The 11,782-nt window shown below is 70.5% G+C and carries 12 protein-coding genes; 8 read left to right on the plus strand and 4 right to left on the minus strand.

What is annotated here, in order from left to right:
* Positions 1–14 precede the first annotated feature (14 nt).
* The gene (nagZ, locus tag VGV13_17210) at positions 15–1,529 is read right to left on the minus strand and encodes a beta-N-acetylhexosaminidase (protein ID HEV8642830.1); all 1,515 of its coding nucleotides are present in this window, start codon (positions 1,527–1,529) and stop codon (positions 15–17) included.
* Between the two features lie 279 nt (positions 1,530–1,808).
* Between nagZ and VGV13_17215 the strand changes: the two genes are divergently transcribed.
* Both VGV13_17215 and VGV13_17220 read left to right on the plus strand, forming a co-directional pair.
* Positions 1,809–2,318: a hypothetical protein gene (locus VGV13_17215; GenBank protein ID HEV8642831.1), complete on the plus strand. Its 510-nt coding sequence runs from the start codon at positions 1,809–1,811 to the stop codon at positions 2,316–2,318.
* A gap of 127 nt (positions 2,319–2,445) precedes the next feature.
* On the plus strand, positions 2,446–2,784 hold the full coding sequence (locus tag VGV13_17220) for a hypothetical protein (GenBank protein ID HEV8642832.1): 339 nt from the start codon (positions 2,446–2,448) through the stop codon (positions 2,782–2,784).
* Positions 2,785–2,793: 9 nt separating this feature from the next.
* Here the strand turns inward: VGV13_17220 and VGV13_17225 are convergent, their stop codons facing one another.
* Positions 2,794–3,966: a DUF1343 domain-containing protein gene (locus VGV13_17225; protein ID HEV8642833.1), complete on the minus strand. Its 1,173-nt coding sequence runs from the start codon at positions 3,964–3,966 to the stop codon at positions 2,794–2,796.
* A gap of 85 nt (positions 3,967–4,051) precedes the next feature.
* On the opposite strand from VGV13_17225, the gene murQ reads away from it, so the two are divergent.
* Both murQ and VGV13_17235 read left to right on the plus strand, forming a co-directional pair.
* Positions 4,052–4,963 carry an N-acetylmuramic acid 6-phosphate etherase gene (gene murQ, locus VGV13_17230; protein ID HEV8642834.1) on the plus strand — a complete coding sequence of 304 codons (912 nt, stop codon included), beginning with the start codon at positions 4,052–4,054 and terminating at the stop codon, positions 4,961–4,963.
* Positions 4,964–5,057: 94 nt separating this feature from the next.
* Complete coding sequence (locus VGV13_17235; protein ID HEV8642835.1) at positions 5,058–5,648, plus strand: hypothetical protein; 591 nt, start codon at positions 5,058–5,060, stop codon at positions 5,646–5,648.
* A 119-nt stretch (positions 5,649–5,767) separates the two neighbouring features.
* Here VGV13_17235 and VGV13_17240 read toward each other — a convergent pair whose 3' ends face one another.
* Positions 5,768–7,501 (minus strand): IlvD/Edd family dehydratase, encoded by a 1,734-nt coding sequence (locus tag VGV13_17240; protein HEV8642836.1) that lies wholly within the window; start codon positions 7,499–7,501, stop codon positions 5,768–5,770.
* Positions 7,502–7,548: 47 nt separating this feature from the next.
* Between VGV13_17240 and VGV13_17245 the strand changes: the two genes are divergently transcribed.
* The 4 genes from VGV13_17245 (at position 7,549) to VGV13_17260 (ending at position 10,965) form a co-directional block, all read left to right on the plus strand.
* Positions 7,549–8,346, plus strand: coding sequence for a glucose 1-dehydrogenase (locus VGV13_17245; GenBank protein HEV8642837.1), 798 nt, complete (start codon positions 7,549–7,551; stop codon positions 8,344–8,346).
* Positions 8,346–9,524, plus strand: coding sequence for an acyl-CoA dehydrogenase family protein (locus VGV13_17250; protein ID HEV8642838.1), 1,179 nt, complete (start codon positions 8,346–8,348; stop codon positions 9,522–9,524). Before VGV13_17245 ends, VGV13_17250 begins: the two co-directional genes overlap by 1 nt.
* A gap of 6 nt (positions 9,525–9,530) precedes the next feature.
* A complete protein-coding gene (locus VGV13_17255; protein ID HEV8642839.1) occupies positions 9,531–10,313 on the plus strand; it encodes an enoyl-CoA hydratase-related protein in 783 nt (260 codons plus the stop codon).
* A gap of 103 nt (positions 10,314–10,416) precedes the next feature.
* A complete protein-coding gene (locus tag VGV13_17260) occupies positions 10,417–10,965 on the plus strand; it encodes a hypothetical protein (protein ID HEV8642840.1) in 549 nt (182 codons plus the stop codon).
* Positions 10,966–11,200: 235 nt separating this feature from the next.
* Here VGV13_17260 and VGV13_17265 read toward each other — a convergent pair whose 3' ends face one another.
* Entirely contained in the window at positions 11,201–11,782 is a 582-nt protein-coding gene (locus VGV13_17265) for a DJ-1/PfpI family protein (protein HEV8642841.1), read from the minus strand.

Genomic DNA, 11,782 nt, shown 5'->3' on the forward strand with positions numbered 1-11,782 from the left:
TCGCGATCGTCGGTTCAGTAGGCCAGGCGGGCGATCACCGCGTCGAGCTGGCACTTGCGGAAGCCGTAGGCGGTGAGGCCCAGCACGCCGGGCGCCAGGAGGGCGGCGTCGTAGGGATCGCGGAGGAGGACGACCGCCAGGGTGCGCGCCCAGGCCTGGACGGCGTCGAGCAGCGCGCGGTTGGACGGGTAGAGATGGGCGTCGAAGAGGAACAGCACCGTCGCGTCGGCGCCGCCCGCCCGCTCGGCCGCCTCGGCGGTCTCCGCCGGCGACGGCTCGATGCCCACCAGCGCGGTCTCCGGGCTGACGCCGGCGGTGGCGAACGCGCGCGCGACATAGCCTTTCTCGTCGGTCAGCTCCGGCTCGACGGTGATGCGCGGGGCCAGGTCCGAAAAGCGAGGGAAGATGACCACGACGCGCCGGTTGAGCCCCCGCTTGAAGTCGGGTCGGCCCGGAGCGACGACGGTCACCGCGCGCGTCGCCATGGCCATGGCCAGCGGCGCCCCATCGGGCTCGGCGGCGGGCGGGCCGCCCTCGAAGCGGGCCGGGCGCGACTCCCGCAGGCGCCGCACCCGCTGCGCGCTGGCCTCCAGCTCGCGCAGGGGCCGCGCGCCCGACCGGTAGGCGTCGACCAGCGCCTGGGCCGCCGCGCGCTGCGCGCGCTCCGTGTGACACACGAGGAGCAGGTCGTGACCCGCCGCCGCGGCGCGAACGGCCGCCTGGGCGATAGGGCATGTCTCCGCGATCGCGCCCATCTCGAGATCGTCCGAGACGATGACGCCACGGAAGCCCACCTGACCGCGCAGGTACTCCTCGACGATCAGGCGCGAGAAGGTGGCGGGCACGCCAGAGGGATCGAGGTTGGGATACACGGGATGGGACGTCATCACGCAGTCGATGCCGGCCGCGATCGCCTCCAAGAACGGCACGAGATGGATGGCGTGCATCTCGTCCCAGGTCGAGTCGATCCGCGGCAGCCGCAGGTGCGCGTCGAGCGGGGAATGGCCCTTGCCGGGGAAATGCTTGGCGCACGCCGACAGGCCGCCCCGGGCCATCCCCCTGATCCGGGCGGCGCCGTAGCGGGCGACAATCGACGGGTCCTTGCCGTATGACCGGATGCCGATGTTGGGACTGTAGCGCTCGGTGAGGACGTCGAGCACTGGTGCCAGGTTCAGGTCCACGCCGAGCCGGCGCAGCTCGCGCGCCTCGATGAGGCCCTGGCGGGATGCGAACGCTTCCTCGCCCGCCGCGCCCACGGCGAGATTGTCCGGAAAGATCGTCACGCCGCGGCCGAGCATGATGACGCGGCCCCCCTCGTGGTCCGTGGCGACGAGCAGTCGGCGGCCGAGTGACGTCTCGAGTCGCGTGATCAGCCTCGCCAGCTGCTCGGGGCTTTCGAAGTTGCGCCGGTAGAGGATCAGGCCCGTCGCGCGCGTGTCGCGGAAGAGCGCGATGTCTTCGTCCCGGAGCACAGCGCCTGGCAGGCCAAGCATCAACCGCTCGCCGACGAGGTCTTCAAAGTCGCTCACGTGGCGATTTTAACGGACGCCGGCTCTTTGGCCGCGCTGCGGCGTCCGTAAGAAGTTCACGTAGTTGTCGGCCCGGTGACAGATCGGCCCCCCATGAGAGTCGGGCGTGGAGCGTAACCTATTCATAAGAATAAGATTTCCAGCTTGGTCCGGGTCTGGCACAGGCGGTGCACGCCCCGCAGACGGATGGGAAGATTGCATAGAGAAGCGGTCATGGCGGTGGGCCGGACGGGGCCGATAGGCGAGGGTACGGGGACGAAGCCTCAAGGAGGAAGCGACATGGCAGACAACAACTGGAACCCGTGGAAGATGACGGCGATCGGGATGGCGCTGGTGATGGTGACCGCGCTCATCACCGGTCTCGTCGTCGCGAACTGGAGCGGCTCGGACACCGGCGCGAAGATGGTCGCGCCCCCAGCTCCGGCCTCGCGACCTGCCGCGCCGGCGGCGTCACGACCGGGCGCCGCGACGGCGCCCGTGTCCACGATGCCGACGCAGGCGGCGATCAACGCGTGTAACCAGTACGCGGCGCAGCAGGCGGGGCAGGGTGACAAGGCCATGGAGGTCGTGAAGGACGCCGCGGTCGGCGCGGTGGTCGGGGCGGCGGTCGGGGCCGCCGGCGGCGCCATCGCCGACGGTGGCAAGGGCGCCGGTAAGGGCGCAGCGATCGGCGGCGTGGTGGGCGCCGGGGCTGGCACCCTCTACGGGCTGAATGAGGGCAAGAAGAACGACCAGCGCTACCGTGATGCCTACGCGACCTGTATGCGCTCGAAGGGTTACGCCGGCTAATCGGCAGCGTTCCCCTCGGCCCGCCCCGCGAGGTCTCTGCGGGGCGGGCCCATGTCGCCGGGTCGATCGATCGCCCGCCGTTGGTAAGATGAATGCAAGGACTCCAGGCCTATCAGGGAGGTTGGCGATGAGAACGTTCATCATGGCGCTGGCACTGGGCTTGGCCATGCTCTGGGCGCTACCCGGCTGGACCGCCGACGACTCGAAGGTGAAGGCGGCGACCAACCAGGTGGAGAGCGGCGCCAAGAAGATCGGCGACGGCAAGATCGGCCAGGGTGTCGAGGATACGGTCAAAGGTATCGGCAAGACCGTCGTCGAGGGCGCCAAGTTCACCGGGGACAAGCTGAAGGAAGCCGGCAAGGCGGCCGAGCCGAAGGCCAAGACCACCTGGGAGCACGTCAAGGACGGGGCCGTTTCCTTCGGCCACAGCGTCAAGAACTTCTTCGCGCGCCTGTTCTCGGGCTGACGAAGCCGGTCACGGGTAGAGGAGGTACGGAACGCGCCTTCGCCTCCAACCCTCGAGCGGTCTCCGCCAGCCGCGCTCGATTTCTCCGAGCGCGGTGCCCCGCTCGAGCGCCCGACGGATGACGTCGGTGCCGCAGAGAATGTCGATGGGCAGGCGCCGGCGCTCGAATTCATAGGGCGGCCGGCGCCAGGCGAAGCGGCGGGGCGCCAAACGCCGCGCCGCGGCCAGCAGGGCCAGCCCGGTGACGAATGGTCGGAAGCGATCGCGATCGGTGACGTGCACCTGCACGCCGCCGCACAGCCGCCCGGCCCACTTGTGAAAGGTCGGGGCGAAGCGCGCGGGCCGGAAGAGAACGCCGGGCAGGCGCTCGGCGTTGAGGAGCCGGGCGTACCGATGAGCGTCGAGAAAGGGCGCGCCCACCCACTCGAACGGGCGCGTCGTGCCCCGTCCCTCTGAGAGATTGCTGCCCTCGATGAGACAGCCGCCCGGATAGACGCGCGTGGTGTCGAGCGTCGGCATGTTCGGTGACGGCGCCACCCACGGCAGCCCGGCGTCCTCCCACGCCATACCCCGGCGCCAGCCGCTCATCGGTACCACCGTCAGCGCGCAGCCGAGCGCGTGCTCGGAGTTCAGGTAGCCCGCCAGCTCGCCGATCGTCATCCCGTGGCGCGCCGGCAGGGGGTAGAGGCCCACGAAGGAGGCGAAGGCGGGGTCGGGGACGTTGCCTTCGACGGCGACACCGCCGAGCGGGTTCGGCCGGTCGAGCACGATCAGCGGCACCCCGGCCCGCCTGCACGCCCGCATGGTCAGGGCCATCGTCCACACGAAGGTGTAGTACCGGGCGCCGACGTCCTGCAGGTCCACGACCAGCACGTCAAGGTCGCGCAGCATCGCGGGCGTCGGCGCGCGACGCAGGCCGTAGAGGCTTTCGACGGGCAGCCCGGTCGTGGGGTCGCGGGACCTTCCGACTCTCGCGTGGTCCTGGGCCGCGCCCCAGAGCCCGTGCTCGGGGGCGAAGAGTCGGGCCAGGCGCGCACGAGGCAGGTCGGCCAGGAGCGTGACGGCGTGCTCGAGCCGGCCATCGACGGATGCCTGGTGAGCCAGCAGCGCGAAGCGCTTGCCCCTCAGGAGCGCGGCGCGGCGGCGCACGAGCACGTCGAGACCGGATGCGACGCGGGGCACGCGCACGATAGTAGCCCACGGGGCGCTGCCGGCGCGCCGGCGTTCGTCACGTCGGGGCGGCGAATCGGGGTACGATGCGAGCGTCATGCCCCGCCCCCGCTACGATCGGCTGCTGACGGAGCGCGCCAATCGCGCGAGTCGCGCGCTCGACCGCATGAGCCCGCTGGCGATCGCCCGCCTCATGAACCGCGAGGACCGGCAGGCGCTGTGGGCGGTGGGGCGCGCACTGCCGGCGATCGCGCGCGCCGTGGACCTCATCGTCGCGTCGCTCCGGCGGGGCGGCCGTCTGTTCTTCGTAGGCGCCGGCACCAGCGGCCGGCTGGGCGTGCTGGAGGCCGCCGAGTGCCCGCCGACCTTCGGCACCCCGCGCGGGCTCGTGCAGGCGATCATGGCCGGCGGCCGCGCCTCGGTCTTCCGCTCGCGGGAGGGCGCCGAGGACGATGTGACGGCTGCCGCGCGGGCGGTGGGCGCGCGCGTGCGCCCGGCCGACGTGGTCGTGGGTGTCTCGGCGAGCGGGGTGACGCCGTTCGTGCGCGCGGCGCTGGCGGCGGCCCGGCGCCGGGGCGCGGCGACCGCGCTCGTCGTCTGTAACCCGACGCGCCGGCGCGGCGGGGCCGCCCCGGCGCTCATCGCACTGCGTCCGGGCCCAGAAGTCCTGGCGGGATCCACGCGGCTGAAGGCCGGGACGGCCACCAAGCTCGTGCTCAACACGCTCACCACCGCGACCATGGCCCGACTGGGTCGCGTCTACGGCAACCGGATGGTCGATCTGCAACCGCGCTCGCGGAAGCTCCGCGCCCGCGCGCTGCGGCTCATTCAGGATGTCGCGGGTGTGCCGCGCCCAGCGGCGGCTCGTGCGCTCGACGCCGCCAGCAACCGCGTGCGCCTGGCCATCGTCATGGCGCGGCGGGGACTGTCCGCGCCGGCCGCCGCCCGCGTCCTGCGCGCGGCCGGAGGGTCGCTGAGGACTGTCCTCGGGGGTGACAGCCACCGGTAACGGCCTTCACACCCGAGCCTCCCGGAGGCGCCCCGAAAATGCCGGCCACGCATGGCTGGCATCGCGGCACATGTTTTGCTCCGCTCGCTCTGCGATGGTGGTCCGGCGTTGCGCCTGGCATCGCAAGTATCACGGGTACCCCCTCGTGTACGGCGTCGCCTCGTGGCGCGATCTGGGGATCGTCTTCAGCGAGGGCATCTGCCGCCGGTGCACCACCCGCCTGCGGGAGGACCTTCGCTTTCCCCCTCACGTGGTGGACTCGGCGCCGGAGGCGCCGGCGTGGGAGCTGCTGGTGCCGGGGACCGCGGTCGCGCTCGCCGTCATCGCGACGCTGCTGGTCTTCACACAGCCACTCGACGTGCCCCCGCCGGCGCCGATCGTGAGCTCCGAGCCCCCGCGTTCCGCTGTCGAAGCGACCACCGGCCGCGCGGTCCGGGTCGAGCCGCGGGAGGTGGGCCGGCTGGCCCCGCCCCCGACCGTCACCCCGAAGTCCCAGGCAGCCGAATCGGCGCTGCCGAGAGCCGCGCTGGCGATGCGTCCAGGGGGGCGCCGTGACTTCCGATCATCCGCGGAGTTCCTCGCGTCGGCAACGGCGGCACGCCTGGAGGGCGCGAGCCCGCCCGGAGTGATCGCGCTCAACGACCGCGCGGCCGCGGGCGCCGGGCTGGGGGTGCAGGCCCCCTAGTGCCGTTCCAACTTGTTGATACTAAATCTGTCCACGAACGACGTACACGGTGCCTTCCTAGGCGCGAATAGTTGGAACGGCACTAGGTCGTCGGAGGGGGTCTCGGGCGCGCCGCCGTCTCAGGAGTGCGAAGGGCCGGCGGTGTCCTCGGCGCGCGCCGGCGTCCGGCCACGCAGGAAGTCGAAGTCGCAGCCCTCGTTGGCTTGCAGCACGTGATCGAGGAAGAGCCGGCCGTAGCCGCGGGTGAAGTGGGGCGGCCGCGGCTTCCAGGCCGCCTGGCGACGGGCCAGCTCCTCATCGCCCACGCGGAGCGTCAGCGTGCGCTTCGGCACGTTCAGCTCGATCTCGTCGCCCTCGCGTACGAGCGCCAGGGGACCCCCGATGGCCGACTCCGGCGCCACGTGGAGCACCACCGTGCCGTACGACGTCCCGCTCATCCGCGCGTCGGAGATCCGCACCATGTCCTTGAGGCCCTTCTTCAGCAGGCGCGCCGGAATCGGGGCCGCGCCCCATTCCGGCATGCCGGGAGCCCCCTTGGGGCCGGCGTGCTTGAGGACGAGCACGGACGCGTCGTCGATCGACAACGCGGGGTCGTCGATCCGCCGGTGCAGATCGTCGTGGTCCTCGAAGACGACCGCCTTCCCCCGATGGGTGAGCAGGTGCGGCGAGGCCGCCGACTGCTTGAGCACGGCGCCGTCGGGGCAGAGGTTGCCGGAGAGGATCACGGTTCCGCCCTCGGACCCCAGTGGCATCGCGAGCGGACGGATGACGTCTTCGTTGTAGCACTGCGCCTCGCGGACGTTGTCGGCCATCGAGGCGCTGTTCACGGTGAGCGCGTCGCCGTGGAGTAGCGGTAACAGCTCCTTGAGCACCGCCGGCAGCCCGCCGGCGTAGAAGAAGTCCTCCATCAGATATTTCCCCGACGGGCGCAGGTTGGCCAGGAGGGGCGTGGTCTTGGACAGTTCGTCGAAGCGGGAGAGCGGGAGCCGCACGCCCAGCCGGCCGGCGATCGCCACCAGGTGGATGATGGCGTTGGTGGAGCCGCCGATGGCCATGTCGGCGCGGATGGCGTTGTCGAACGCCATCGCCGTCATGATCTCGGAGGGCTTGGGACCGCCGGCCAGCGCCAGCGCGACCGCGCGGCGGCCGGACAGCTCGGCCAGCGCCAGGCGCCGCGAGTCCGGCGCGGGAATGGCGGCGTTGCCCGGCAGGGTCATGCCCAGCGCCTCCGCCATCGAGGCCATCGTGGACGCCGTGCCCATGACCATGCAGTGACCGGCCGAGCGGGACATGCAGGATTCCGCCTCGCACAGCTCCTCGTCCGTGAGACGTCCGGCCCGGCGCTCCGCCCACAGGCGCCAGACGTCGGTGCCCGAGCCCAGCTCCTCCATGCGCCACTTGCCCCGGAGCATCGGGCCGCCGGTGACCATGAGCGCAGGGATGTCCGCCGAGGCCGCGCCCATGAGCATGGCGGGGGTGGTCTTGTCGCAGCCCGAGAGCAGCACGACCGCGTCCAGCGGATAGGCGCGGATGCACTCCTCGACGTCCATCGCCATCAAGTTGCGGAAGAGCATCGTGGTGGGCTTCATCAGCACTTCCCCGAGCGAGATCGTCGGGAACTCGAGCGGGAAGCCGCCGGCGGACCACACGCCGCGCTTGACCGCGTCGGCGACCTGGCGCAGATGGGCGTTGCAGTTGGTCAGCTCGGACCAGGAGTTGGCGATGCCGACCACCGGACGGCCGTCGAAGACGAGATCGCTGAACCCCTCGGTCTTGAGCCACGAGCGATGGACGAACCCGTCCAGGTCCCGTCGCCCGAACCAGTTGCGGCTGCGGAGATGCTGTGTTGTCATGAGTGCCTCCCGGAGCCCTCGATTATAGAGGAGATCGGAGGAAGCGAATGCGGCTGGCGGGCAAAGTCGCGATCGTAACGGGTGGGGGCAGCGGCATCGGACGTGGGATCGCCCTGGCCATGGCCCGCGAGGGCGCGGACGTCGCCATTTCCGACATCCAGGTCCTGAACGCCGAAAAGGTGGCGTCCGAGATCAAGGCGTTAGGGCGGCGGGTGGCCGCCATGAAGACGGACGTGACGAGCGCCGCCGACGCCAAAGCCATGATCGACCGCACGCGGGAGACCCTCGGCAAGATCGACGTCCTCGTCAACAACGCCGGCGCGGCGGCCTCTCCCGGGATGCCCTTCACCAACAACACCGAGGAGGATTGGGACCGCGCGTTCGCGGTGAACACCAAGTCGGTGTTTCTCACCTGCAAGGCGATCGCGCCGTACCTGATCGAGCGGAAGAGCGGGCGCATCATCAACATCGCGTCCATCGCCGGCCCCATCGCCGCGCTCACGATGCCGCCGTACAGCGTGGCCAAGATGGGCGTCATCACGTTTACCAGGATCGTCGCCAAGGAGCTGGCGCCCTACGGCGTCACCGTGAACGCGATCTGCCCGGGGGTGCTCTACACCGCGTTCTGGGAGAAGCTGGCCGCGCACATCGCCACGACCAACCCGGCCTTCGCGGGAATGACGCCCCGCCAGGTGTTCGAAAGGCGCGTGGCCGACCTCGTGCCCATGAAGCGCGAGCAGACTCCCGACGACATCGCCTGGGCCGCGGTCTTCCTGGCCTCCGACGAGGCGCGGAACATCACCGGGCAGGCTCTCAACGTCGACGGCGGGGTGGTGATGCACTGATGGATTTCGATTTCACGCCCGAGCAGGAGGCATTCCGCAAGGAGGTCCAGCGGTGGCTGGAGCAGAACCTGCCAGACGACCTGCGCGGTCGCGCCTTCGCCGCCTCCCGGGCCGACCGCGAAGAGGTCCGAAAGCTCCGGGGCTGGCAGAAGCGGATGTACGAGGCCGGTTACGTCGGCATGGACTGGCCGCGCGAGTTCGGGGGCCGCGGCGCCACCCTGGTCGAGCAGGTCATCCTCTACCAGGAGCTGGCGCGCGCGGAATCGCCGCAGTTCGTCAACCGCGGCGGCCTCTCGATGCTGGGGCCGACCCTCATGAAGCACGGCACGCCGGCCCAGCAGAAGCGCTTCCTTCCCGGGATCCTCACCGCCGACGAGATCTGGTGTCAGGGATTCTCCGAGCCCAACGCGGGCTCGGATCTCGCCAATCTCCAGACGCGCGCCGCGCTCGTGGACGATCACTTCGTCGTCAACGGCCAGAAGGTGTGGACGAGCATGGCCCACGTCGCCGACTGGTGCTTCCTGCTGGTCCGCACCGATCCCGCGGCCCCCAAGCACAAGGGCATCACCTTCCTGCTGGTCGACATGAAATCGCCCGGCATCACGGTCCGGCCCCTCCGCCAGATCACGGGCGAGGCGGAGTTCAACGAGGTCTTCTTCGACACCGTCCGGGTGCCCGTGGACCACCTCGTGGGCAAGCCGAACGAGGGGTGGAGCGTCGCCCTCACGACGCTGGCCTACGAGCGCGACCTCTTGACCTTCATCCGGCACATCTCGCTGCGCAACGCGGTGCACCGCCTGGTCAAGCTCGCGGGGGAGCGCGGACGGGCCCGCGATCCGGTCGTGCGGCAGAAGATCGCCAACATCTGGATCGGCGAGCAGGCGCTCCAGCTCAACGCCTATCGGAGCCTCACGAACATTCTCCGGGGCGGTCAGCCGGGGCCCGAAGGCTCGACCTCCAAGCTCTTCTGGAGCCAGGTGGACCAGGAGCTGGCGCAGGTCGCCGCCGAGGTGATCGGCCCATATGCACAGGTCGCCCACGGCTCGGCGTGGGCGCCGGACGAGGGCCAGTGGGAGTTCTATGCGCTGCTCGCCCAGGCCAGCGGGATCCGCGCGGGAACGTCGGAAATATTGAGAAACATCCTGGGGGAGCGCGTGCTCGGGCTGCCCAAAGACTGATGGGTCATGAGTGAGCTGCTCTACGAGGTGAAGGACCGGATCGCCACCATCACCTTGAACCGTCCCGACAAGCTCAACGCCTTCACGGGGCCGATGGTCGACGCCTGGGCCGCCTCCCTGGGCGAAGCCCAGCGGGACGACCGCGTCCACGTGGTCGTCGTCACCGGAAGCGGCCGCGCCTTCTGCGCCGGCGGCGACGTGGGGCGCATGGGCGAGGGCAAGCCCAGCGGGCTCGACCACAAGAACCAGCTCTGGGAGCACATCCACCGGATCCCCAAGACGCTGGAGGCCATGGACAAGCCGGTGATCGCGATGGTCAACGGCCTGGCGGTGGGGGCGGGCATGGGGATGTGCCTCATGTGCGACGTGCGCATCGCCTCCGAGGAGGCGCGCTTTTCGACGGGCTACGTGAAGGTGGGGCTGGTCCCCGGCGACGGCGACACCTACTTCCTGCCGCGCCTGGTGGGCGTCGCCAAGGCGCTGGAGCTCTTGTGGACGGCGGACTTCGTCGAGGCGGCCGAGGCGCTCCGCTTGGGGATCGTCAACCGCGTGGTCCCCGCCGCCCAGCTCAGGGACGCCACCTGCGCGCTGGCCGAACAAATCGCGAGCGGGCCCCAGATCCCCGTCCGCATGATCAAGCGGCTGGTCTATCAGAGCCTGCGGCTCGACCTCCGCACGCACCTCGACCTCGTGTCGTCCCACATGGCGATCGTCCGTGAGACGGCCGACCACGCCGAGGGCGTCGCCGCCTTCAAGGAGAAGCGCGCGCCGAAGTTCCAGGGGCGGTGACGGGCTGTCCGCTTCCTGGTCACTGTCTGTCAGGCTGACACCCCGCCCGGCCGCCGAACGATCGGAACCCCTCGAAAGATCACGTCGGCGACGGCGTGACGGCGTGGCCCCGGTCTTGCTCTACCGGCGGGCCGTGGATCTTCATGAGACGAAAGACCGGATCGCCGTCGCCTTGGTGGAGTCGATCTTCCGCCGGGCCCGCTACCGCGTGCGCCCCTTCGACGCGGATGGCAGCAAGCCCCGATTCGTCCGCGAGGACTTCGCGCCGAGCTTCTTCGTCTTCGTCCCGGGGCCGGAGGGCGCCGAGCGCGAGTTCCTGATCGACGTCACCTATCGGCCCTTCGTCGAGCAGTTCATCGCGCTCGAGAACAAGCGCCGGGACTCCTCGATCTTCGTCCTGGCCCGACGTCACTGGCCGGCGCTGCACTTCGTGCTCGTCACCGATCATCCCGGACCCGGCCGCTCGTGCTTCCAGGCCGTCACGCTGGGTGAGCGCGGCGCCGAGGTCAGGCTCCGCACGGTCGACCTCGTCGATCTCGCCGAGTTCGGAGTCTTCCCGCACAACGTCGCGGATCACGAGGAGTTGTTGCTCCGGATCTTCGCGATGCTCTCGGCCGACCGGCACCGTCGCGAGCAGCCCCACGCCGGCTAGGCGCGCTAGCCGGTGGGGGGAGCGCACGATGGATCGGCGTGGTGTCAAGCCGGGACCGCTTCGATCGCTCCGCCAGATCTTGGAGGAGTGGCTCGAGCAGTTCGTGAAGCCGCTGTGGCCGGTGAGAGGCTACAGGAGCGCGTCGGAGTAACCACCGTTCGAGCGCGGGCTTCGCCCGCGCAATCCTTGCTGGGGGAGGTTTCGGAGGGGGCCGTCGAGGCCCCCTCCGACTGGATCACACCGCCGAGTAGCCGCGGTACTCCATCTGGGCGGCGATCTCCTCCCGGGCGGAGGTGCCCCAGAACCTCTCGACCAGGTAGAGCCCGAGGTCGAGCGCGGAGGCCACGCCCCCCGCGGTGACCACCTGGCCCTCGTCGACGATGCGCCGGTCGCTGACGACCTCGCGACAGTAGGGTCGGAGAAGGTCGTAGGCCCGGTGGTGCGTGGTCGCCCGCCGGCCGGCCAGATAGCCGGCCTTGCCGAGCAGCAGCGCGCCCGTGCAGACCGACGCCAACGGGCGCTCGGTCCCCCACGATTTCAGATAATCGATCAGGCGCGCGTCGTTGACGAGCGCGCGCGTGCCGAAGCCGCCCGGGACGTAGAGGAGGTCGAAGGCGGCCAGGTCCTCGTAGACCGCGTCGGGCCTGATCAGGAGCCCGGTCTCGTCCCCGATCTCGGCGTCCGTCCCGATGACTCGGTGGGTCACGGCGGGATCGACCCCCATGGTGGCCACGCGTCGCAGGGCGTCGTAGCCGCCGATGAAGTCGAGGAGGGTCAGGCGCGGGAACACGAGGAACGCGATGCGCTTGATGGGCAT

It is taken from the genome of Candidatus Methylomirabilota bacterium (assembly GCA_036001065.1).
Classification (GTDB): Bacteria; Methylomirabilota; Methylomirabilia; order Rokubacteriales; family CSP1-6; genus MNEF01.